This is a genomic window from Geobacter sp. FeAm09, from assembly GCF_008330225.1.
In the GTDB taxonomy this organism is placed as follows: Bacteria; Desulfobacterota; Desulfuromonadia; order Geobacterales; family Pseudopelobacteraceae; genus Oryzomonas.
On record NZ_CP042466.1, the window covers coordinates 2,291,032 to 2,315,171 of the forward strand.

15 protein-coding genes and 1 tRNA gene are annotated in these 24,140 nt (G+C 61.2%); 11 read left to right on the top strand and 5 right to left on the bottom strand.

Annotated elements, in window-relative coordinates:
• Positions 1 to 411: 411 nt before the first annotated feature.
• The 11 genes from FO488_RS10730 (at position 412) to FO488_RS10780 (ending at position 20,535) form a co-directional block, all read left to right on the top strand.
• A complete protein-coding gene (locus tag FO488_RS10730; RefSeq protein ID WP_149210565.1) occupies positions 412 to 1,221 on the top strand; it encodes a hypothetical protein in 810 nt (269 codons plus the stop codon).
• Positions 1,222 to 1,371: 150 nt separating this feature from the next.
• Positions 1,372 to 8,988 carry an S-layer family protein gene (locus FO488_RS10735; RefSeq protein WP_168205985.1) on the top strand — a complete coding sequence of 2,539 codons (7,617 nt, stop codon included), beginning with the start codon at positions 1,372 to 1,374 and terminating at the stop codon, positions 8,986 to 8,988.
• Between the two features lie 105 nt (positions 8,989 to 9,093).
• A complete protein-coding gene (locus tag FO488_RS10740; RefSeq protein ID WP_149210567.1) occupies positions 9,094 to 10,299 on the top strand; it encodes a hypothetical protein in 1,206 nt (401 codons plus the stop codon).
• Positions 10,300 to 10,329: 30 nt separating this feature from the next.
• On the top strand, positions 10,330 to 11,061 hold the full coding sequence (locus FO488_RS10745) for a hypothetical protein (RefSeq protein ID WP_205743256.1): 732 nt from the start codon (positions 10,330 to 10,332) through the stop codon (positions 11,059 to 11,061).
• A gap of 3 nt (positions 11,062 to 11,064) precedes the next feature.
• Positions 11,065 to 11,316, top strand: a complete 252-nt coding sequence (locus FO488_RS10750) for a hypothetical protein (RefSeq protein ID WP_205743257.1) — start codon at positions 11,065 to 11,067, stop codon at positions 11,314 to 11,316.
• Positions 11,316 to 13,211: a heterodisulfide reductase-related iron-sulfur binding cluster gene (locus tag FO488_RS10755; protein WP_149210568.1), complete on the top strand. Its 1,896-nt coding sequence runs from the start codon at positions 11,316 to 11,318 to the stop codon at positions 13,209 to 13,211. The genes FO488_RS10750 and FO488_RS10755 overlap by 1 nt, the downstream gene beginning before the upstream one ends.
• Positions 13,208 to 14,233 carry an ABC transporter substrate-binding protein gene (locus FO488_RS10760; RefSeq protein WP_149210569.1) on the top strand — a complete coding sequence of 342 codons (1,026 nt, stop codon included), beginning with the start codon at positions 13,208 to 13,210 and terminating at the stop codon, positions 14,231 to 14,233. The genes FO488_RS10755 and FO488_RS10760 overlap by 4 nt, the downstream gene beginning before the upstream one ends.
• Before the next feature lie 28 nt (positions 14,234 to 14,261).
• Positions 14,262 to 16,385: a TonB-dependent receptor gene (locus FO488_RS10765; protein WP_168205986.1), complete on the top strand. Its 2,124-nt coding sequence runs from the start codon at positions 14,262 to 14,264 to the stop codon at positions 16,383 to 16,385.
• 41 nt (positions 16,386 to 16,426) lie between these two features.
• Positions 16,427 to 18,190: a fibronectin type III domain-containing protein gene (locus tag FO488_RS10770; protein ID WP_205743258.1), complete on the top strand. Its 1,764-nt coding sequence runs from the start codon at positions 16,427 to 16,429 to the stop codon at positions 18,188 to 18,190.
• Between the two features lie 34 nt (positions 18,191 to 18,224).
• Positions 18,225 to 20,018 carry a dockerin type I repeat-containing protein gene (locus tag FO488_RS10775; protein WP_149210572.1) on the top strand — a complete coding sequence of 598 codons (1,794 nt, stop codon included), beginning with the start codon at positions 18,225 to 18,227 and terminating at the stop codon, positions 20,016 to 20,018.
• 52 nt (positions 20,019 to 20,070) lie between these two features.
• Entirely contained in the window at positions 20,071 to 20,535 is a 465-nt protein-coding gene (locus FO488_RS10780; protein ID WP_149210573.1) for a hypothetical protein, read from the top strand.
• A gap of 118 nt (positions 20,536 to 20,653) precedes the next feature.
• Here FO488_RS10780 and FO488_RS10785 read toward each other — a convergent pair.
• The 5 genes from FO488_RS10785 to serA form a co-directional block, all read right to left on the bottom strand.
• Positions 20,654 to 20,730: transfer RNA gene (locus FO488_RS10785), tRNA-Arg, on the bottom strand.
• Positions 20,731 to 20,854: 124 nt separating this feature from the next.
• Positions 20,855 to 21,094 carry a DUF1450 domain-containing protein gene (locus tag FO488_RS10790; RefSeq protein ID WP_240731855.1) on the bottom strand — a complete coding sequence of 80 codons (240 nt, stop codon included), beginning with the start codon at positions 21,092 to 21,094 and terminating at the stop codon, positions 20,855 to 20,857.
• A gap of 1 nt (position 21,095) precedes the next feature.
• A complete protein-coding gene (locus FO488_RS10795) occupies positions 21,096 to 21,617 on the bottom strand; it encodes a ferritin (RefSeq protein WP_149210575.1) in 522 nt (173 codons plus the stop codon).
• 85 nt (positions 21,618 to 21,702) lie between these two features.
• Positions 21,703 to 22,479, bottom strand: coding sequence for a prolipoprotein diacylglyceryl transferase (gene lgt, locus FO488_RS10800; RefSeq protein ID WP_149210576.1), 777 nt, complete (start codon positions 22,477 to 22,479; stop codon positions 21,703 to 21,705).
• A gap of 13 nt (positions 22,480 to 22,492) precedes the next feature.
• Positions 22,493 to 24,118, bottom strand: a complete 1,626-nt coding sequence (gene serA, locus FO488_RS10805; RefSeq protein ID WP_149210577.1) for a phosphoglycerate dehydrogenase — start codon at positions 24,116 to 24,118, stop codon at positions 22,493 to 22,495.
• Positions 24,119 to 24,140 lie beyond the last annotated feature (22 nt).

A 24,140-nucleotide genomic window follows, 5' to 3' on the forward strand; every position in this document is an offset into this window, starting at 1 on the left:
GGATGTTGTTCTTCGTACCGTAATATAAATGTAAACATAACGAAGTGCGGATATTTTCTCTCGCCCGGGGCAGTACGGCCTGTCGTCCATGCCATGGGAACCGGGCAAAGGGGTGGCGCTGGAAACGGCGTTGCCTCCCTGTTTGGAAAGAAACTAACACCACGGCCCTGCGACCGGCGGATGTTGTTTTTCGCCGTTTTTTGGTACGCGGGACATGCTTGGTGCTGCGAACAGGCAGTGAAGGTGATTTCAGGAGGAGTGGCCAGGGGCGACAACGGTCGAGGCGGCGATGGGAATCGGTCCGGGAAGATGCGGGTGCAAGTTCCTGTTTCAGAAGTGCCGGTTTCTGCAATTTGTTAACCAGACGCTACAGAACACGAATCAAAAAACGTAATGAAAGGAAAAAACTGAATGGGAACTCGTTTTTCGTTATTTGCGCTCATGTTCACCGTCGTCACCTCCATGGCCTCGATTGCATACGGCGGCTCGTACCTGACTTCGGAAAGTTTCGCGGTCAGCGCCGGCGGTAACCACGCAGGCACCTCGACCACCTGCATGGTCATGAACGGTGGGTCCACCTGGTCGGGCGGCGCGTCCGGGCTCCAGGGGTCGGACGGCACCAATATGAGTTGCGGCAATTCTTTGGCCGCCAACGTCGCTCTCAAATTCAACGTGGGCGCGACGGTGGCCGCGCTGAACGCCGCCTACGGGGTTGGTGGCTGGACGATTGAAAACCCGAAACTGACCTTCCAGTACACCCTCTACGCCAACAATACCCGCTTCAACGGCGGCGCCGGCGATTTCAACATCTACTGGGTCGGCAACGACGGCTGGTCATACAACTCAAACCCGCCTGTCTATGCTTCCTCGCCGACAACAGCATTCAGCAGTTGGGCCGGCAGCTATGCCCTTCTTACCGCCAGTGCGGCCAATTACCCCTGGACCACCAGCAGCTACACCGGCGACGCATCCGACTGTGCCCAATCCGTTTGGACCACTGACAAGACCGGGAACAAACAGGCCGTCGTCACCTATGACCTCGATGCGGCTTCCGGCTTCGTGGGCGACATTACCGGAGCCACGAACGGGGGAGACTACAATAACGTCTCGCTCTACCTGATGCCGGTCAATCCTGCTGCCTCATACCTTGGATTGACCATCTTCACGGGCGGCGGCACCACGCTCCCGACCCTGAGTTTCGACGTCGTAAGCGTCCCGTAATGAAGGTAGTAGCGTCTGGTTACCAAACTGCAGAAACCCGGTCGGTCTCTGAAACAGCGCAGATAGTACCGCATCACCCAATATGTCAGGGGGACTTCAAAGATGCCTCAGAAAATGTCAAGAAGGTTACGGAGTTGGAAAAATAATCTGATGATCCGGTTCTGGCGCAGGCTGTGGAGGTGTATCCCGGCCGCCATGCTGCCGGTCGCGGCGGTGGCGCTCTTTTTCGCGCCGACCGCCTGGGCGGGCGTGACCTCCAGCGGCGACATCTCTCCCGCCACCGACCCGAGCACCTGGACCTCGAGCACCGCGGCATACATCGGATACAATACGGGCGATGGCTCCCTGGGCATCGACGGCGGCAGCACCGTGACCGACAGCACGGCACGGCTCGGGTACGCCGCCGGGAAAACGGGAACCGCTACCGTGGACGGTTCCGGCTCCAAATGGACCAACTCCAGCGGCCTTACCTTAGGCTATTACGGCACCGGGACGCTCACCATCACCAACGGCGCCTCCGTTACCGGCGGCAGTAGCGGCTTTAGCCTTGGCCTCTATGCCGGATCAAACGGCAGTGTAACCGTTAATGGTACGGGTTCGACGTGGAGCAGCAGTGGCCCCCTGAACGTCGGCTATTCAGGCGCTGGGACGGGGACGGTTGCCGTTACCAACGGCGCAACCGCCGGCAGTGGCTATGGCACTATCGCCAACGGCACCGTCACCGTGGACGGTACCGGCTCGACATGGTCTACGACTACGATGAACGGGAGCTACGGCCTTTTTGTAGGCTCGAGTGGTACTGGAACTCTCAATATAACCAACGGTTCTGCGGTTTCGGTCGTAGGGGCGACTACCGTCGGCAGCCTCGGAAAGATCAACTTCGGCACCGCCGGCGGCGCCCTCACCACCGGCATGCTCTACGCCTCGCCGTCGCTGATAACCGGCACCGGCACGATCAACACCTCCGGTATGGTGAGCGACCTGGACCTGACCCTCGACGCCTCCCACGGCACCACGCAAACGGTCACGAAAAACAATATTGCCTATAACTTGACCCTGGCCGCCACCAACCCGCTCGGTTTCGGATATCTCGGTTCGGGAACCCTGAGTATCACGGGGGGCGCCACCGCCACATCCAAGGTCGGCTATCTCGGCTACCTGGCCGGCTCCACCGGTGCGGCAACCGTCAGCGGGTCCGGTTCCAAGTGGACCGACAACGCCGAACTGTACATAGGATATTCCGGCGCCGGGTCGCTTGCCATCGCGAATGGCGGCACGGTCACGAATACCTCCTACGGCTATATCGGCAACAACGCCGGCTCCACAGGCAGCGTCACCGTCGACGGCGCCGGCTCGACGTGGAACAACTCCAACACCCAATTGTATGTAGGGAGTTTCGGCAGCGGGACGCTTGCCATCACGAATGCCGGCGTGGTCAGCAATCTCGGCGCCTATCTCGGCTACAACGCCGGCTCCAGCGGCACGGTCACCGTCGATGGCCCGGGCTCGCAATGGAATACCACCGGCGATCTTACCTTAGCTTACTTAGGCACGGGGAAACTGAGTATTCTCAACGGCTCGAAGGCTACCGTCACGGGCAAGACCACCCTCGGCACCTCGGGGAGTCTCGATTTCGGTCCCAACGGCGGCACCCTCACCACCGGCATGCTCTACGCTACGCCGGCCCAGATATCGGGCAGCGGCACCATCACCACCAACGGCATCATCAGCGACGTCAATCTCGTCTTCGACGCCTCCCACGGCGTGAGCCAATCCTTTGCGCAGAACGGCATCGTCTACAACCTGAACCAGTCCGCCGCCAACCCGCTCGGGGTAGGGTATCTGGGTACGGGCAGCCTGAACATCTCGGGCGGCGTCACCGTTACATCCTCCAGCGGTTATATCGGCGGCAATAATGCCAGCGGCACCGGCACGGCAACCGTTAGCGGCGCAAACTCCAAATGGATCAACAGCGGCCTGCTGAACATCGGTACCGCTGGCACCGGTGCACTCAGTATACTGAACGGCGGCTACGTCAGCGATACGGTCGGTACCGTCGGTTACAAAGGCACCGTCACCGTGGACGGGTCGGCCACCCTGGACGGCACGACCACGCCCTCCACGTGGCTCAACAGCACCAGCCTCACCCTCGGCAACTATTTAGGCGGCGGAAGGCTCAACATCAGCAATGGTGGTTTGGTGTCCGTCACCGGCGCAACGACCGTCCTGAGCGGCAGCGCCATCAACTTCACCGGCGGCACCCTCACCACCGGTTCGCTCTTTGCCTCGCCGCCGGCGCAAATGTCGGGTAGCGGCACGATCAACGCCTCCGGCCTGGTCGTGGATGCGGATCTGGTCTTCGACGCATCTCACGGCGCCACTCAAACCCTGGCGCTGAACGGCGTTACGACGAACCTGACCCAGAGCAGCGCCAGAGAGCTCGGGGTCGGCTACTTCGGTACGGGGACCCTGAACATCTCGGGCGGTGCCGGTATCGCATCGTCCACCGGCTATCTCGGCTACAATGCCGGGTCGAACGGTACGGCAACCGTTGACGGCGCAAACTCCCGGTGGACCAATACGACCCTGAACGCGGGCAATTCCGGCACCGGCACCCTCAGCATCACCAACGGCGGCTACGTCAAAAGCACCACCGCCGGCATTGTCGGCGTCAGCGCCGGTAGCACCGGCATCGTCACCGTGGACGGCTCGGCCACCGCCGACGGCACGACAACGCCCTCGACCTGGGAGAACAGCGCCGCCCTCACCGTCGGCTCGGCCGGCAATGGGAAGCTCAACATCACCAACGGCGGCTACGTCAAAAACACCACAGCCGTCATCAGCAACAGCAGCGGTTCCGCCGGTGCCGTCGTCGTGGACGGCGCCGGCTCGAAGTGGGAGAACAGCAGCACCCTTGCCGTCGGCAGCAGCAGCGCCACCGGGACGTTCAACGGGTCGCTCAGGGTCGGCAACGGCGGCTACGTCAGCAATACCAACGCAACCATCAACAACTCCGCTGTCGCCGCCGTCGACGGCGCAGCCACGGTGGCCGGCGTCACGACCCCCTCCCAGTGGCTCACCACCGGCACCCTTGCCGTCGGCGGCCTGTACGGCGCGGGTACGATCAACGTGACCAACGGCGGGTATGTCAAGAATACCGGAGCCGCCACGATCGGTTACAACAACAATAACGACAAGAATATCGTCAGCGTGGCCGGAACGGGCTCGAAGTGGGACAACAGCAGCACCCTTGCCCTCGGCTCCATCCAGAACAGCAACAAGACCGTGAACGGCATCGGCAGGCTCAATATCGGCAACGGCGGGACCGTTACGACGACGGGCGTCACCATCAACAGCACCTCGACCCTGACCACCGACGCAGGCGGTACGCTCACCGTCGGCAGCGGCGGCATCACCAATTACGGTGTCATCCGCATGGTTGCGGGTGCGGCGACGACGAACGGCGTCTTTACCCCCATCTCCGCCGGCACCTGGGCAAATACCATCACCTATACCACGGTCACACCCAACGTAACGTTCACCGGCACCGTTCAGGCCCTGGGAGGGGTGTACGACGCCACCGCCCACACGGTAACCGTTGCTCCGGCGGCAACGACCACTGCCGGCACAGCCTCCACCTTCGACCTGGCCTCGACCCAGCGCGTGCTGGTCACCGATGCCGGCACGGGCCAGGCGGTCGGAGCAGCTTTCCAGGCCACGACGTCCTCAACCAGCCTGACCTTCAATGCAACCGCCATCGGCGGGACGGAACTGACCTCACTGCAGGGCACCACCAGCACGCCGGTGCTTGGCGGGTGGGACTTCACCACCGCCGGCTACACCTCCGGCGACCCGGTCTATCTTTCGTTCTCCGTCAGTTCGGGACAGGATCAATCCGGCCTTATGGTCTGGAAGTATAACAGCGGGACCGCCACCTGGTCGAAGTACGCGGCCGGCGACCTGGTCCATGACGGCGCCTATGCCGGCTTCACCGTTACCGACCTCGGCACCTATGCAATAACCAGCGGCTCGGTGGCAGCTCCCGGCGCGCCCACCGGGGTAACCGCCGTGGCCGGCAACGGCCAGGCCGCCGTTACCTTCACGCCGCCCGCCAACAACGGCGGCAGCGCCATCACCGGCTACACCGTCACCTCCAGCCCGGCGGGAGGGGTGGACAGCAATGCCGGCTCCCCCGCCACCACCCATATCGTTACCGGCCTGACCAACGGCACCTCCTATTTCTTTACCGTCACCGCCACCAATGGGCTTTTGACCAGCGTCGCTTCCACGTCGTCGTCAAGCTCCGTCACTCCCACCGCGTCCCTCACCGTACCCGGAGCGCCCACCGGGGTTAGCGCCGTGGCCGGCAGCGGCCAGGCGGTCGTGACCTTCACCGCACCCACCGACACCGGCGGCAGCGCCATCACCGGCTACACCGTGACCTCCAGCCCGGCGGGCGGGGTGGACAGCAACGCCGGCTCCACCGCCAAGTATCATACCATCACCGGCCTGACCAACGGCGTCACCTACACCTTCACCGTCACCGCCACCAATGCGTTAGGGACCGGCGCCGGCGCAACATCCAACAGCGTCACCCCCACGATGCCTCTCTTTGCGCCCAGCGCCCCGACCGGCGTCACCGCCACACCCGGTGCCTCCCAGGTGACCGTGAGCTTCAACGCACCGGTCTCCGACGGCAACAGCGCCATCACCGGCTACACGGTCGTCTCCTCACCCGGCTCCATAACCGCCACCGGTACGGCCAGCCCGATCACCGTTACCGGTCTGACCAACGGTACCGCCTATACCTTCACCGTCACCGCCACCAATGCGATCGGAACCAGCGCCTCCGCAACATCCGGCAGCGTCACCCCGAGCTCCGGCCCCGGCGCCCCCACGGGGGTCAGCGCCGTGGCGGGCAACGGCCAGGCGACCGTGAGCTTCACGGCGCCCGCCGACAACGGCGGCAGCGCCGTCATCGCCTATACGGCGGTTTCCACACCCGGCTCCATAACCGCCAGCGGCACGGCCAGCCCGATTACCGTTTCCGGCCTGACCAACGGTACCGCCTATACCTTCACCGTCACCGCCACCAACGCCGTCGGCAGCGGTATCGCTTCCGGCTCATCCAATAGCGTGACTCCGTACACCGTGCCCGGCGCACCCACGGGGGTCACCGCCGTTCCCGGCTACACCCAGGCTGTCGTGAGCTTCACCGCTCCCTCGTCCAACGGTGGCAGCGCCATCACCGGCTATACCGTGGTCTCCAACCCAACGGGCGGGGTGGACAGCAACGCCGGCTCCACCAGCCTGAGCCACACCATAACCGGGCTGACCAACGGCACCGCCTACACCTTCACCGTCACCGCCACCAACGCGGCCGGCAGCGGCGCCGCTTCCGATCCGTCCAGCAGCGTCACCCCCGCTATTCCTTCTACACCGACGACGGTCACCCTGTTCTCGGACTATCAGACCTACGTGGTTTCCGGCAGCGATGCGCCTTCGAACACCACCGGCGCCACCTATGCCGATACGAGTTTCTACAGCAAAGGCGCCATGATGATTTCGGCACCGGCAGCCACAACGTACTACCCGAACCCGCGTACCATGAACTCGTTGTTCAGCTTCAATACGGCCGTCGACAAAAAGGGCAAGGGGGGCACCTACGCCCCCGCCAACGGCAGCACCGACGTGATCGGCGCCGATATCAAATCGGCCTTCAACAGCACGTATGGCACGGGCAACTGGTACATCTCCTCGGTCAGCATTGCCCTGGCGTCCAATTATACGGAGGAAGGCATTCAGCCCAACAACCCTGATTTCAACAAGGTGGCTTCCGGGCTGTTTACCTTCAAACTGTTGGGCGGCAACCCGGAGATCTCCACAACCACCTGGAATACGCTCCAAACGTACCTTGCCCTCCCCACAACCACTGCGACAACCATAGGGACGTTCCAGTGGAATGCAACCGCGACCGGCACCAACAATACCAGCGCAGAGCCGCAGACGACCTACAGCCTGACGGTCAACGACAGCCTCACCACGGCAGTCCTCTCCGGCGAACTGACGCTGCTGGGGGTCGCGGCCGATGACAAGGTCGGCTACCTGTTCAACACCTCCAACAGGCTCGCCCCGCAGATCAGCATCACCGCAGCCGCGTTCTCCGCCCCGGGCGCCCCTGGCGGGGTCACCGCCACGGCGGGCAACGCCCAGGCGAGTGTAGCCTTCACCGCGCCCGCATCCAACGGCGGCAGCGCCATCACCGGCTATACCGTTATCTCAAACCCGGCGGGCGGAGTGGACATCGACGCCGGCACCACCGCCACCACCCATACCGTCACCGGCCTGAACAACGGCACGGCCTATACCTTCACCGTCACCGCCACCAATGCCAAGGGTACGAGCATCGCTTCAGCCGCATCGAACAGCGTTGTCCCCGCCGTGGCGGCCGTCCTCACGCCGAGCATCGGGGCACCTTCCGTCACCATCGCAAAATCGGGCACGACCGTGACCTACAGCGTAAGTTACAACAACGCGGACGCCATCACCCTGACCGCCGACAACGTCACCCTCAACAAGACCGACTCCGCCACCGGCACGGTGACGGTCAGCGGCAGCGGCACCGTCAGCCGCACGGTCACTATTTCCAATATCCTTGGGGACGGCACCCTCGGCATCACCATCAAAGAAAAAACCGCCACTGCCGGCGGAAGCGCCACCACCGCCACCCAATCAGCGCCGAGCGCGACCTTCACGGTGGACAATACCGCTCCGGAGCTGACGGTTTCCGCCCTTGCCGACGGCACGGTCACCAGCAGCAACACCCTCACCGTCATGGGCACCGTTAGCGATGCCAACAACGTTCAGAGCCTGACCGTGAACGGGACCGTCGTTACCGTGACCAACGGGGCTTTCAACACGGCCGTTGCCCTTATTCCCGGCACCAATACCATTCTGGTCGCCGCGACCGACCCGGTTGGAAACCAGGCGACCAACAGCCGGGCCATCATCTACGACTACACGGCGCCGACCATCACCTTTGCCGACCCGACTCCCGCCGATGGCAGCCAGACCAACCAGCAGATGGTCACCATCACCGGCACGCTCAGCGAGGCCGGCACCGTGGATGTCAAGGTGGGAACCGGGGACTTCCAGGCCGCAAGCATGAGTAACAGCGGCACCACCTTCACCTACCAGGCCGTGCTGGCATCCGGCCAGAACACGATCACCGTCAGGGCCACGGACCTGGTGAACGACGGCACCAAAAACAGTGCCACCGTTTCCCGCACGATCACTTCCGACACGGTCGCCCCGACGCTGGCCATCACCGACCCGTCCGGCGACACAACCACCACCTTGAGCGTCTACCAACTGAGCGGCACCGTTTCCGACCAGTATACGGGCATCACTTCCGTCGGCCTCACGGTTGACGGGGTGGCGGTAACGCCGTCGCCAGCGGTAACCAACGGCGTATTCCAGCAGACCTTGACGTTCACCACCGGCAAGACCTACGCCATCGTCGTCACGGCAACCGATGCCGCCGGCAACACCACGACGATCCAGCGCAACATCGTCTTCAGGCCGCTCACCGTAGCCGATCCCCTGCGTGCCTTGCAGATCGCCGTGGGGCTTGTCGCCCAGACATCGGCCGACAGCGTCCTGGACGTGGGGCCGCTGGTCAACGGCAAGCCCCATGCCGACGGCATCATCGACGTGAGCGATGCCATTGCGCTGCTCCGCCGAGCCGTCGGGCTTGTGATCTGGTAGCACGATCATCTTGAAAGCCCTTTGGGGGGTGAACCACGTGTTTACCCTCCAAAGGGAGAGGACATATACCGTATGAGACCCGGAGAAGTTCAAAGGAGAAACGATATGAAGCCCAGTTTTATCTTCCGCCTGATACTGATGATGTGCCTGCTCGCCCTGTTCGGCTGTGGCGGCGGCGGTGGCTCCACGTCGGCCACCACCGTGGCCGGTGTGGTTTCCAAGGGAATATTCACCAGCGGCCAGGTCAAAATCTACGCCTTGAACGCCGACGGCAGCAAGGGCACCCTGCTGCAGACCGTAAGCGTCGGTGCTGACGGCAGCTACACCGCCAGCCTCGGCTCCTATTCCGGCGCGATCCTTGCCGAGGCGAGCGGTGCATACAAGGACGAGGCGACCGGCACGACCATGCAGGTAGCCGATACCGCCCCCCTGCGCACCGCACTGCAAAGCGCCTCGGGAACGATCACGCTCAACATTACCCCCCTGACGGAGATCGCGGTAACGAAGGCCACGGATGCCACAAGCAAAAAAATCACCGTAACGTCGATCTCCTCCTCCAACACCACGGTAGCCACGGCCTTCCATGTGGCTGACATTGTGACCACCACGCCGGTGGACGTAACCGGTGCCGCGTCGGCCACGGCCACGGAGGCGCAGAAGGAATATTCCTTGGTGCTGGCCGCCGTATCCCAGTTGATGCAGACCAGCAGCCAGGACCTGACAACGGTGGTCACGCAGTTGTCCAGCGGCATTACCGGCACGGGCAGCAGCGCCTCACTGGCCGCCACCACTGCCGCCAGCTTTCAGGCGGCCCTGCAAACGATCGCCGCGGATACGAGCAAGAACAAGACCGGCGTTACCGATGTGACCGCGACACCGCTTATCAACATCGGCGGCACCACGGCGACCGTCACCCTGAGCACTCTGGGCAGCGCCACGACGCTGAACGGCATTCAGGTGACCCTCGAGTTGCCTGCCGGCGTCACGGTCAAGGCCGCCAGTTCCGATGCCTCGACTGCCCTGTCGCCCCTGGCCGGACTGGTAGCGGCATCCGGTGTGGTTCCTTCCGGGGCGACCTTTTTGGCTCACTATGTATCCGCCACCTCGACGGCCGGCGCCCAACTGACCCTGGGGCTGATCAGTACGACAAGTTTTGCCACCGGAGAATTTGCGACGATCCAGTGCGATGTCGCGCCGGGCGTGACCATCGGCACGTCATCGTTTACCTCGTCCAGCTATTCGAATCTAAAGGTCGTCGATGCGGCCGGAGCGGTCGTTTCGGGGATTACCGTCAGCGCCGCTGTCAAGTAAGGAAGGCCATCCGTAGTGAATGACATGAGAATGCTTATATCCATCGATGATACCGACGACATCGAAAGCCCGGGAACAGGCGAGGTCGCGGATATTCTGGCCGCAGGCATTGAAGCGCGCGGCTGGGGCCGGTGTGGCCCGGTAACGCGGCATCAGCTTTTGCTTGCCCCTGAAATCCCCTATACGTCGCACAACAGCTCCATGTGTTTTACGGCTGATGTCTGCGAAGACATGCTGAGCGAGATTGCCGGGTTCTGCGGTTCGGAACTTGAGGCGCAGAGCGTGCCGGGGTCGGATCCGGGGTTATGCATTGTTCTGCCGGAACGCCTTCCGTACCCGGACCGGTTGATCGAATTCGGCCGGAAGGCAAAAGAGAGCGTCATCTCAAAAAATGAAGCATACGAACTCTCCGCTTTTCTTGGTGTGCACCTGTCCGAGCATGGCGGCACCGGGCAGGGAGTGATCGGCGCCCTGGCCGGTGCCGGCCTGCGGCTTTCCGGAAACGACGGCCGGTTCAAGGGCAAGTTTCGCATACCTTCGCGGCAGGGAGTGGCTTCCGTCAAGGACATCCGCACATCCGGGATCGACCTCGTGCAGGCGCTCGACGGGGAGCAACTGCATGACGACGAGACAGTGCTGGTCGGCGACTGGGTCAAACCGGTGCTCATGGCGGGAAAAACGGTTCTGCTCGCCGTCCCCCAGATACATGGCGGCAATGTCTGCTGGAAGGCGTGTGAAAGAAAGGTATTCAAAGATTATTAAACCATGAAGCAGTTACTGGACCAAAACGGCACCATCGTGTTCCGCGGGAATCTGGAGTCCGACGACGACCTGGCGGCGGCAGCGCACATCGCCATGGCCTGCCCCTCCTACAGGACCGACGAGGATGACGAGGACTATCTGGAAAGGGCGACGAGCTGTTTCAACTGCCGGTATCGCCGCTGGTTATCGAGCGGTTTCCTGTGCATGAAAGGCTTCCCGACCGCACCATCCATCCAGCCCACGGAGCGGAACTGATGGAAGCCTCGCGACAACTGCTGTGGAACATCGACGACCGGACCTTCATAAACATGGGGGGCATTCTCGTCCTTGCCTCGCTGCTGGTCGGGCTTGCAATGCGGCTTGTCTGCTGGTGCCGCGGCGGAGCGCTCCAAAATGCCGCCCGCAGCGGCAAGCCGCTATCTGCCACCATCCGCACGATCATGACCCTTAAGGGGATACACCTCGGCTCGTTCCCTCTCCTGATGCATCGGTGCATCCTCTACGGCTTCATGCTTCTTCTGGCCGGAACGCTTGCGGCCTCCCTTGAGCTGCATGGTGGCTTACGCTTCCTGCGCGGCACCACATACCTCCTTGTCAGCGTGACCCTGGACCTTGCCGGCGTGGCCTTCTTGGCCGGCATCCTGCTGGCCGCCTGCAAACGCTACATAATCAGGTCGGAGCGCCTCGAAAACCATGCCCTCGACGCCGCGATACTCGCCATGCTCGGACTGGGCGTGGTGAGCGGGTTTCTTGTGGAGGGGTTGCGGATAACGGCAACAGGCGACCCCTGGGCTCCGTGGTCTCCGGCAGGATACGCGGTTGCGGCGGGGCTGGGCACCACGATCTCGCCTGTGGAGGCCCGGGTTCTGCATAAAACGATCTGGTACCTGCACGCGGCGTTGTCGTTCCTGATGCTCGCCATGATCCCATGGACCAAGCTCAGCCACATGCTGGCGCTCCCCCTGAACATCCATTTTGCCCGTCCCCTGTCCCCCAGAAACACGCTGCTGGCGGTGCCGCAAACGCTCGTACGCGGGACGGCGGACCTGTCCGCCTCGCCGCTTGGGGCCTTGATCGAGATGGATGCCTGTACCCGGTGCGGCAGATGCAGAAAACAGTGCCCGATACATCTTGGCGGGATCCCCTTTTCTCCCGAGACGCTGCTGCAAGGCCTGGGCAGACTGTTCCATTCGGGAAGGTGGACAAAACCCCTGATCGGCGGGGTGATCGATACGGATGCCCTCTGGTCGTGTACGGCCTGCCGTTCCTGCGAGGAGCGCTGTCCCATGGCCGGAGAGCATGTTGAACGCTTCGTCGGGATACGGCGGAGCGAAATCGTGCATGACCGCATGCCGGCGCCCCTTGCCGAACGTTTCAAAAAACACGGCGCAATCCCCGTTGAGCCGCCACAGCTGCCCTCCGCAGGCGACGCCCCCGGCACCGTCTACGTCTGGCCCGGCTGCCGGAGCGCCGGCAAGGAGACAGATGCGGTTCTCGATGCCCTGCTGGCGATCATGAACAAGGCAGGCGTCCCGTTCCGGGTGCTCGCCCCGCCGGCGTGCTGCTCCGGCATGGACCGTATCCTCGGCAACGACGCCCTGTTCCATAGGGCGGCCAGGGCCAATATCGAGTACCTGCAACCGATCAAAGGGGCGACAATCGTTACCCCGTGCCCCCATTGCTACAACACGCTCAAAAACGAGTACCCCGCCCTTGACGGATGCTTCACCCTGCTGCATCATTCGCAATTTCTCAAGCAACTGGGCGAAAAAGGGCCGCGAGTAACGGCAAAGGGGACCGGGATTACGGTAACGCTCCATGACCCCTGTTTTCTGGGACGGTACAATTCGGATTACGCGTCATCCCGGGAACTGCTCTGTTCCCTGCCCGGAGTGTCCCTGATCGAGATGAAACATTCCCGCAAGAAAAGCTTCTGTTGCGGCTCGGGTGGAGGGAGCGTGGTGACGGCATCCGCCCTGGCAAATGCACGTCAGCGGGTGCGCCAGGCGGCAAGCACCGGGGCGGACCTGGTGGTCACAAGCTGCCCGTACTGCCGGGAGATCCTGCAACGGGCAGTGGCGGAGTCCGCCGCAGGGGATATCAGGGTCGCCGATATTGCAGAACTCTACCCCCAAGGAGAATACGTATGAAAACGCTGTCGATTACAGCCCTGCTGTCGCTTCTTCTCATGACGATGTCATCGGCGGGAGCGGCCGACATCACCGATATGCACGGTCGCAAGGTCCAGGTGTCGGCCCGGGTGCAAAAGGTGCTGTGCGCTTCCCCGCCGGTCACGTACCTGTTGTATACCATAGACCCCGCGCTGGTGGCGGGGCTCAATCTTCCCGTGGACGATAAACTGCGCCGCTTCATTCGTCCGGAAACGGCGAACAAGCCCGTTGTCGGAGCCTTCGGCGGCGGACAGGGAAGAAACTTCAATTCCGAGGTCCTGCTGGCCGTCAAGCCGGATCTCATCGTTGCCTGGCCCCCCCGCTCGGCAGCCCCGAAGATCGAGCAGATGCTTGCCAAATTCAATATCCCCCTGGCCACCATTTCACTCGACACCATGGATGAGTATCCGACCGCTTACGAATTTCTTGGGGAAGCGCTTGGCCGCCAGGAAAGATGTAGAGTACTTGCGGAATATTTCCGGACGGAATTGAGGAAACTGAAGGCCTTTTCTGCCGGAATCCCCGCCAACAAGCGAGTCTCCGTCTATTTCGCCGAAGAAAGGGATGGACTGCTTACGGTGTCTGCCGATTCGGTGCACTCGGAGGCCGTCGCCCTGGCCGGGGGCAGGAACGTCCATAAGGGTGCATCCCTAAATCGCCGCGGGAAAGACCGGGTTTCCCTGGAGCAGGTGCTTGCCTACGACCCCGAGGTGATCATCGCCCAGGACCCGACATTCTTTAACGCCGTCTACAAGGACTCCCGTTGGGCACGGATCAGGGCCGTCCGCAATCACCGGGTGTATCTGGCCCCCAACGCTCCGTTCAATTGGCTGGACCAGCCGCCGTCATTCCTGCGCTTGCTGGGGGCGAAATGGCTGGCTCACACGCTCTATCCGAGCAGCTTCAAGACGAATATTACCGCCGAGACCCGTCATTTCTTCAATCTTTTCTGGGGCAGCAGGCTGAGTGAACAAGATGTGCGCACCATGCTCGCGCTGTGAAGAACCATTCCCGAACGGAGCCATCAAATTGAAAAACAAGCTGCTCGCACCTACGGCCCTGTGGCTGGCCCTGCTTCTTCCCGCACCGCTGTTTGCGATGGGGAGCCCCGAAGACCAGAGCGAGGATATCTTCAATCTCGGAAAAGCTTCGGTGACGGCAACAACAATGTCCCCCATCGAAGCGGGGGAGACCGTGCATGAAATAAGTGCCGCCCAGATTAAGAACACCAATGCGCGCACCCTCGACGAGGCGCTGGTGCTGCTGTCGGACGTAAACGTCAAGGTGGGGACGGATGGCGTGCCCCGCATCGAAATCAGGGGGTTCAAGGCACGGGACATCCTGGTGTTGCTGGACGGCGTGCCGATCAATTCCGCCTTCGATCAGCAGTTCGATCCATCGATCATTCCGGTCGACAGTATCGAGAAAATCAAGGTGACGACCGGGGCCAGTTCCGTCCTGTACGGCACCGGCGGCCTCGGCGGCGTGATCAACATCATCACCAAAAAGGGTCAGCCGGGAGCGCGGGGAACGCTCGGTTTCGAATCGGGCGACGGTGCGCCGTACCTGGCCAAGGCCAGCCTTTCCGGGGCCAAGGGAAAATTCGACTATTTCCTGAGCGGCAGCGGCTATCACCGGGACAATTTTCCCCTCGCCAAACCGGTAACCACCGCCACGGAATACAACGGCAAGACCGATGCAATAGAGCCGGTGGAAAACTCCGGATACCGCAAGAACAGCGACAACACCCGGAACAACGCTTTCCTGAACCTGGGGTACACCCCCAGCAGCGAACTGCACCTTGCGCTCACCGGCAATTATGTGGAGGGGGGATACGGAAAACCGGCCAGCGCCATCAACAACACCTTCGACCCCTTCGCCCCGACGCCGCAGTACGCTCGGGTGGACAATTACCAGGGGTTCATGCTGCAACTCGCCGCCGATTACAGCCCCAGCGATGTCCTGGATGTACGCTCGCGCATCTTCTACAACCGGATCGCCCAGGACAACAACCGCTACGACAATGAAAACTACAATTCCTTTGGTGACGAGAAGGTACCCGGTTCCTACCATCTGAGGAACGCGGGGGTCAAAACCGGGGTATCCCTGCAGCCCAGATACGATTTCGGCACAGCAGGGGCGTTAACCCTGGGCCTTCTGGGAGGATGGGATACCTGGACCTCCTCCGGCGAAAAGAAACCGGGTGGCTATGTCTATCAGAATGTTCCCGGCTCGGGTGCCGGAAGTGCTCCTTACCTGCTTTCCTCGGTTTCGGATCATCATGAGGTTTACCTCTGCTCGACCTCCTTCGAGTACGAGGTAACGCTGCCGAAAGGCATCGGGCTTGCCGTGGGGTACGGCCATCACTGGCAGATCAGGGAGGACCGGACCCTTCAGGAAGACAGCGTCTCCGTCGGCCTGCATTACGACCTGTACCGAGCAACCAGGCTCAAGGGCGCCTTCATGAGAAATGTTCGTTTCCCCACCATGAGCGAGTTGTACATGCATCCCACCAACAACCCGAAACTGTTGCCCGAGATCGTCTATCACTACCAACTCGGCATCGAGCAGAAGCTCCCCTGGAAGAGCTTGTTCAAGGTCAACGGGTTTTACAGCGACCTCCACAATTTCATCGGCTTGAAGCAGTCGGGGCTGACTCAGGATGAAGGGTATGTGCCGTACAACGTGAACTTTTCCCTGTACAGCTTTTACGGCTTCGAGACGTCGCTGGAAACCGCTTTTATGCAGAACCTTCAGATGAAGCTGAACTATACGCTGAACGTGTCGCGGGATTTTTCCCTCTCCTCCCGGGACGACGTGCAGTATGTCCCGATGCACAAGCTGGTGCTGACCGGCAGATACGACTTCGATTTCGGCCTGACCCCGTTTGTTTCGGTGGTGTACGTCGGCCACTCGGCGGTCTATACGAAGCCGTCGGGAAACACCCAGTTGACGGAGCAGGTTTTCTGGAAGAGATACATGGGCGATTATGCCGTGGCAAACCTGAAAGTGAGCCAGAAGCTGTTCAAGGACAAGGCCACCCTGTACATCGGCGTCGATAATGTCCTGGACAAGGATTATGAGGACACTTACGGGATTCCCCGGGCGGGCAGATACATTTACGGCGGTTTTGAATACCGTTTCAGCCTCTGATCCCACGGGTGCGGGGCCATAGACAACGTGGAGGAATCGTTTTGAAACTTCGATCTGTTATACAACTCCTGGCATTGGCGGCCATCCTGGCGGGATTCTGCCTGTCCGGCTGTTCGGTTGCGGGCGAAGACGCCTGGCGCTACGAACCGGGGATACCGGGAAAGGTAACCGGGTTTACGGCAAAGCAGGGGGATCAGCTCGTGTCCCTCTCCTGGGATACCCTCGACAACGCCTACACGGCTACCTCGTACAACGTGTATTACGTGGCGGCGACCAACACCGACGCGATCACCAAGACAAATTCGACCAAAATCAATGTCACCAGAAGCCAAACGACCATTTCGGGGCTTACCAACGGCGTCACCTACTACTTCATGGTGACCGCCCAGAACCGCTACGGGGAAAGCGAGGCATCGATCCAGGTCGCCGAGACCCCGAAACCGAAATCCCCGGCGGACCTGACCGGTACCTGGTATTTCCATACCCTGGTCAGCGGCCCGAGCGCCAAATGGGAGCGGGGCACCATAGTCATTGACGATTACGGCGCCGTAACCTTCACGGAATTCCTGGACAGCGACCACTATAACCCCGCGGACGACAGTTCGACCGCCGTCACCCCGCCGGCCGACGTGAACATCACCATGCAAAGCGACAAGAGCCTGGCATTGTCCGGCTCCGGCGCCTGGGTCGATTTTCACGGCATCATGGGGTCCCGGAAGAACATGCTGCTCGGCAACTGGACCTATTCCGTGGACGGATCGAAGGCCATCACCATCTTCCAGAAGAAACGTGATACCGATGATTACGACGTGTGGGACGTGAGCGGCACCGGCAACCAGAACCCCCACTATCCCGAACTGGCCGGCAACGGCCCGACCCGCTACGCCTACCACGCCCTGAACAGCGGGGCCAGCGTGGAATGGGAATACAGCAACGCCAGGGTCGGGCAACAGGCCCAGTTCTGGACTCCCGACGCATCGCTCACCGGGGCGGGAAACCTCTTCCCCGACGGCATCGGGAGCATCAAGGACATCATTTACTGGGATTACAGCACGCCGACCTACAAAATGACGCCCATGTGGGACCTGATGTGGAAAGTGACCTGCTTCGGGGTGCAGCCGGACGGCCTGGTGAAGGAGTACGACAGTTACGCCGAGCCAAGCAGCAGAAAGGACGCGAAGCAGAATGTGATCTTCACCGGCAGGATGACCGACGACAAGACCGTCATCGTCGGGGTATCCACGAAGAAAGAGGTGAAAACCGGCACGATCACGCCCAACCAGTTCTATCTCCGGGTGTTGCAGTTCAACTTCAAACCCACCGACCAGGCGCTGCCGACCTATGACCTGAACGACCTGGCCGGGACCTACCTGTTCCACAAGATCGGGGCCGTCAAAGACTCCACCGGCGCATCGACGGCAACGTGGGCCTACGGAAAGATGCAGGTTACCAGCGCGGGGGTAACGACGTTCCCTACGTATGTCGACAGCAAGGGGGCAACGTCGAGCGCCGATACGTTTACCCTCGCCTACTATCCCGACCCCGGCAGCGACGCCCACACCTGGACGACCTTCGCCAACTTCGTCTCCCCCGACACCGGCGCCGCGGACGCGTATTCCCGCTATTACGACGCCAACGGGCAGCCGTACTTCTCCGTCTATACCTGGTGGAACCTGACGTCGTCCCTGACGCCCATGAGCACGAGTTATTACAACGAACATGCGACATTGTCCTACAACCAGGATCTGGTCGTGATGACCAGGACCGATGCTTCCGGGCACAGCTTCATTATCGGGTTGAAATGAAGCGTTGCGGTTAAAAAAGAACAAGGGGTTTTCCGTGAGAAAGATTTCTTTTTCGGTATGTGCCGCGGCTCTGCTTGCGGTGACTTTTCTGTCGGGGGGATTGCGTCCGGCCGGTGCGGCAACCACGCTCGGCAATCTTGCCACGGATTACGACTGTTACGTCGTATCCGGTACGCAAGCCAATTCGAACCAGGGCGGGACCGCCTATGCCGATACCACCTTCTATCCCAAAGGCGGGATGATGATCTCGGCGGCGCGGGACGACACCGTTCTGGGCACCTATTACAGCACGCGCACCATGGATACGGTCTTCAGCTTCAATACGGGCCAGGACTCCACCAACGGCAGCAATGGGCTCACCAACGGCATAAACGTCGTGTCGGCCTTCGATACGAAGTACGGCGCCGGGAATTGGGCCATCACATCGGTCAGCATCAGCCTGAGCACAAACTATGCTGCCGCGGGTGTGCAGCCCAACAATCCCGATTTCAATACGATCGCCGCCGGGTATTTCTCGTTGAACGTGCTCGGCGGCAATCCGGACATCACGACCCTGACGTGGAACAAGCTGCAAACGCTCCTCGGCACGACCGCCGTGTCGTCCGCCGGAACCTTTTACTGGCCCGCGACACAGGACCTCTTGAATACGTATGTCACCTACCAGCTGAACGTTACCACCGATCTGGTCAATGCCATAAAGAGCGGCAAGGTGACGTTTCTGGGCCTGGCGGCGGACAGCGGCGTCGGCTACCTGTTCAATACGAACACGAAAGGGACCCCTCCCTACCTTGTGATCACCGCCGATGCGATCACCCCTGCAGCCGGGCCGGTTCTGTCCCTTTCGACCCTCGCCGATAAGGCGGTAACGAACAATCCGACGCTCAATGTTACCGGCACGGTTACCGATAGTGGCGGAATTCAAAGCCTTACGATTAACGGCGCCAGTGTCACCGTCAATCCCGACGGCAGCTTCAGCCAGGCGGTTGCCCTTGTGGTCGGAGACAACACCATCACCACCATAGCCACCGACTTTGCCGGCCTTCAGGCCACCGACATCAGGACCATAACCCTTGACCAGACGGCCCCAAACCTGACCATCACCCTGCCGTCCGACAACAGTGTCACCAATGCGGCCTCCGTTGAGATCACCGGCAGCGTCGATGACGCCCATGCGGTGGTCACGGCCTCGGTCAACGGCGGGCAGACGACCAACGCCCACATGGTCGGAACCAGTTTCGACGTGACGGTAAGCCTCGCCCCCGGCACGAATACCGTCACGATTACGGCAACCGACCAGGCAAACAACAAGACCACCGCCAAGCGCACCGTCATCGCCGATACCGCAGCCCCGAGCCTGGCCGTGACCGCTCCGCCGCAGGACCTCAGCACGACTCAGGCAAGTTACACTATCTGCGGAACCGTCACCAACGCCATCACCACCCCGGCAATCACCATTGTGGCCGATGGTCGGGCATATGCGCCGACCCTGGGGGACGACGGCGGTTTCTGTCAGCCGGTCACGCTTTCCGCAAACAAGGTCAACGCGGTTGTCGTCACCGCCACGGATCAGGGTGGTAACACCGCCACGGTACAGCGCAATATCGTTACCTACCCCAAGGGTGATATCAACGGCGACGGCAAGGTGGATATAAGCGATGCCCTCAAGGCCCTGCGGGTGGCCGTGGACCTCGATACCGTCACCCCTGCTCTTCTCTTGAGCGCCGATGTGGCCCCTTTGGTCAACGGCGTGCCGGCCCCGGACGGCATCATCGATGTTTCCGATGCGCTGGTGATTTTGAAAAAGGTAGTCGGTACGCTGAACTGGTAGGCCGGATAGTGTCGTCAAACCAGGTGGAATCTTACAAAACGGGTGGAAAATTATGAATGTAAAAAGCGTCGTAGGTCTGTTGCTGCTTCTCGTGCCTCTGGTCATGTCCGGCTGTGGAGGTGGGGCAGGAGGAGGGAGCGCCACTACGGTGGTCGTCAAGGTGGCAAGCGCCGGAACCCTGCCGGCTGATACCAAAATCGGCGGGATTCTCGCCAACGTAATCGTGAACCCGTCAACCGGGCTTTCAATAACCGGTGATGACATTGCGGCAACGAGCGCCGGTGCCGCATCAACTCTTCAGTCGAACACCGCCAACAGCGGCGATGTCGTCATTGGCCTGATCAACGCCAATGGCATCCAGACCGGCGAATTCGCCACGCTGACCTATCATATAACCGCCGGTGCCGCACCGGCGGCCGCGAACTTCAGCATCGCCGCCGGTGCAAGTATCATCGACGTCAATGGCACGGTAGTTCCCGACATCGCTGTCGTCATTCAAAGCGTCACAATCCAGTGACGGCACCGTCGGCTGTCGTGCGCACACCATTGAATCCGACTGCCGGCAGTGACCTTTCCCCGGCTGCAATTCTCTGCACAAATAAAAAGAGGGTCTGCTTTCGCAGACCCTTTATTTTTGGCGCGCCCGGCAGGATTCGAACCTGCGGCCCACGGCTTAGAAGGCCGTTGCTCTATCCAACTGAGCTACGGGCGCGTACTCTGCTGACAATGAGAAAGTAGTGTTATGTAGCACAAAACTCTCTCGACGGCAACCGCCAATCACGCGACACAACGCCATCGGACACGAAAAACGCCGGGGAAGGCCCGGCGTCCTGTGCTCATTCTTCCCCGCCCTTGGGCAGCTTCTCCCGAATCGCCGCAACGATCTTGTCGTAGAGCCCATCGCCGTCACGGGCGGAGATCCTTTTCTTGTCCAGCGTAGCCAGGGGCATCTCCCGGCAGGCGGAGCACTGCTTGATGCAATCCTTGATCTTGATGTCGAACTCGGGGAATTCCTCTTTCAGGCGACGGTATACCTTGCCCTTGCCCTTGTTATGCTCGCAGAAGCGGATCTTCACGCTACACCGCAAGCGGAGCGCCGACAGGCTGCACAAACACCCGCTGCCCCATGTCGGCATCGATCATCAGAATCCCGTGGCCGTTGTCGCCCACCAGTTTCAGCTTGGCGATCAGGTCCCGGTCGTTGTTCTCCTCCTCGATCTGCTCGGTCACGAACCACTGCAGGAAGATCTGGGTGGCATGATCCTTCTCCTGCACGGCCTGTTCGCTCAGGTCGTTGATGCACTTGGTAATGAGCTCCTCATGGGTCAGGGTCCTCTGCATCATCTCCAAAAGCGATTTGTAGGTATTCGGCACAGCCTTGCTGGAGAGTAGTTCCACATTCTTCCCCTGGTCCACAAGGTAGGTGTAAAACTTCATGAAATGGACCATTTCCTCGCGGTACTGCACCATGAACCAGTTGGCGGCGCCCTTCAGCCCCATCTCGTTGGCGCAGGAAGACATGGAAAGGTAGATATGCGCGGAATAGAGCTCAAGGTTCATATGCTTGTTGAGCGAGTCGGCCATTTTTTTGCTTATCATGGGTGGAGAGCCTCCTGTCGTATCGGATTTTTAGACCAGTATACTCCTGAAGCAGAGGATTGAAAGCCCTTTCCGCAGTTCAGGTTCAGGCGGACCGGCGGGAGAGCCTGAACACCATGAAACTCCCCACCAGAAACATGGGCAGACTCAGAAGCTGCCCCATGGAGAAGAAGTTGAGGAAGAAACCGATCTGGGCGTCGGGCTGGCGGAACAGTTCGACCACGAACCGGAACAGGCCGTAGCCGGCGCAGAAGGTCCAGGCCGGGATGCCGGTCACGTCGGACCTGCGGGACATGAACCGCACTACGAAGAACAGGAGCAACCCCTCCAGAAATGCCTCGTAGAGCTGGGAGGGATGGCGCGGCATCCCGCCCCCTCCCGGGAAAACCATGCCCCAGGGGACGTCCGTCGGCCTGCCGTACAACTCCCCGTTGATAAAATTGCCGATCCTCCCGAGCCCCAGACCGACGGGCGCGCACTGGGCCGCCATGTCGATCAGCGCCCAGAAGGAGATCCCCTTGCGCCGGGCGAACAGGACAAAGGAGAGGACAACGCCGAGGAAGCCGCCGTGGAAGGACATGCCCCCCTTCCACACCGCAAAGACCTGCAGCGGGTCGGCCAGGTACACCTTCAGGTCGTAGAAGAGGATATAGCCGAGCCGCCCCCCCAGCACCACCCCCATGGCGCCGTAAAACACCAGGTCGGCGACGTCGTCCCTGGTCAGGGGGTGCTGTTTGCGGCGCACCTCGGAACTGAGGATGAAATAGGTGGCAATAAAGGCCAGAACGTACATCAGCCCGTACCAGCGGAACTGGAGCGGGCCGATGCTCAGGAAAACAGGGTCGATGTGGGGAAACTGCATGGAGCCGGGGACCTCAGGCGCCGCAGCCGCAGCTGCGGGTGCAGGCTCCGACGCGCATGCGCAGCGCCTTGATGAAGGAGGCTTCGGTGGCCGCCTTGATCTCCTGCAGGACGTTCTCGGGCACGGCCGAGTCGAGGGAAAGCAGTACCATGGCCTCCCCTTTCTTTTCACGGCGCCCCAGGTTCATGGAGCCGATGTTGATGTTGTACTGCCCCATGATGGTGCCGATCTTGCCGATGATGCCGGGGCGGTCGTCGTAGTTCAGGAGCAGCATGTGCTCTTCCGGGGTGAAGTCCATGGAATAGTCGCGCAGCCGCACGATGCGGGGGGAGCCTTCGAAGAGCGTGCCCGAAACCAGCCGGCGCTTGCCCTGCCCTTCGATGACCAGGGTAATGACGTTGGAGAAGGCGCCCCCCTGGGTCGTCTTGGACTCTTCCACCACGATGCCCATCTGCTCGGCGATCAGCGAGGCGTTGACCATGTTGACGTCCTGATCCACCACACGGTTCAAAAGGGCGGTGAGGCCGCACACGGCCAGGGGCGAGCAGTCGTAATGGGCGATACTGCCGGCAAAGCCGAAGCTGACCTTTTCCAGGTTATTGTCCACCAGTTGGATACCGAAGTCGCACATGACGCTCATCAGGTTGAGGAACGGCCGCATCTGGTCCATGAGGGCCAGGTCGAAGCGGGGGATATTGACGGCGTTCTCCATCGGCTTGTCGTCCAGGTAGTTGATGATCTCGCGGGAGACGTCGATGGCCACGTTGACCTGGGCCTCGAAGGTGTTGGCGCCCAGGTGCGGGGTCACCACCAGCCTGTTGCAGGCGATGAGCTGCTTGAGGGTGTCCGATGCGGGCGGTTCCTGGCTCCAGACGTCCACGGCGCCGCCGATCACTTTGCCGGAGGTCAAATTGTCCAGGAGTGCCTGTTCGTTGATGATGCCGCCCCGGGCCACGTTGAGGATGATGACGCCGCTCTTCATCAGCCCGAATTCCCGAGGGCCGATCATGTCGCGGGTTTCCTCGGTCAGGGGTGTGTGCACGGTGATGATGTCGCAATTCTTGTAGATTTCGTCGTGGGATACCAACTTGACCCCCAGGTCGTTGGCGCGCTTCACCGAAACGTAGGGGTCGCAGGCCAGTACCTCGCATTCGAAGGCCTTGAGCCGGGTCGCCACCCGCCCCCCAACCTTGCCGAGGCCGATCACGCCGGCAACCCTGCCCTTCAACTCGTGGCCGGTAAAGGGGGCCCGCTTCCATTCTCCGGATTTCAGGCTGGCATTGGCAATGGTGACGTTGCGGCAGAAGGAGAGCAACAGCGCCAGGGTATGCTCCGCGGCGCTGTTGGTATTGCCGAAGGGCGCATTCACCACGATGACGCCCTTGGAGCTGGCGTAGTCCACATCCACGTTGTCGATGCCGACCCCGGCCCGGGCCACGATCTTCAGCTTGACGGCCGCGTCCAGGAGGGCCTTGTCCACGGTGGTGCCGCTACGGGTGATGATTGCTTCATAGTCGCCGATGACCGCCAGCAGTTCATCTTTCTTCAACCCAAGTTTCACATCCAACTGGATGCGCGGGTCCTGGGTCAACAGGGCAAGACCTTCCGCGGATACTTCATCAGTTACGATAATCTTCATTGCAACTCCCCGGTATCAATAA

Excerpts from the sequence above, each read along its gene's own strand:
- FO488_RS10735 (WP_168205985.1), top strand. The coding sequence starts at position 1,372 with ATGATCCGGTTCTGGCGCAGGCTGTGGAGGTGTATCCCGGCCGCCATG.
- FO488_RS10755 (WP_149210568.1), top strand. The coding sequence starts at position 11,316 with ATGGAAGCCTCGCGACAACTGCTGTGGAACATCGACGACCGGACCTTC.
- FO488_RS10745 (WP_205743256.1), top strand. The coding sequence starts at position 10,330 with ATGCTTATATCCATCGATGATACCGACGACATCGAAAGCCCGGGAACA.
- FO488_RS10730 (WP_149210565.1), top strand. The coding sequence starts at position 412 with ATGGGAACTCGTTTTTCGTTATTTGCGCTCATGTTCACCGTCGTCACC.
- FO488_RS10760 (WP_149210569.1), top strand. The coding sequence starts at position 13,208 with ATGAAAACGCTGTCGATTACAGCCCTGCTGTCGCTTCTTCTCATGACG.
- FO488_RS10740 (WP_149210567.1), top strand. The coding sequence starts at position 9,094 with ATGAAGCCCAGTTTTATCTTCCGCCTGATACTGATGATGTGCCTGCTC.
- lgt (WP_149210576.1), bottom strand. The coding sequence starts at position 22,479 with ATGCAGTTTCCCCACATCGACCCTGTTTTCCTGAGCATCGGCCCGCTC.
- FO488_RS10750 (WP_205743257.1), top strand. The coding sequence starts at position 11,065 with ATGAAGCAGTTACTGGACCAAAACGGCACCATCGTGTTCCGCGGGAAT.
- serA (WP_149210577.1), bottom strand. The coding sequence starts at position 24,118 with ATGAAGATTATCGTAACTGATGAAGTATCCGCGGAAGGTCTTGCCCTG.
- FO488_RS10780 (WP_149210573.1), top strand. The coding sequence starts at position 20,071 with ATGAATGTAAAAAGCGTCGTAGGTCTGTTGCTGCTTCTCGTGCCTCTG.
- FO488_RS10795 (WP_149210575.1), bottom strand. The coding sequence starts at position 21,617 with ATGATAAGCAAAAAAATGGCCGACTCGCTCAACAAGCATATGAACCTT.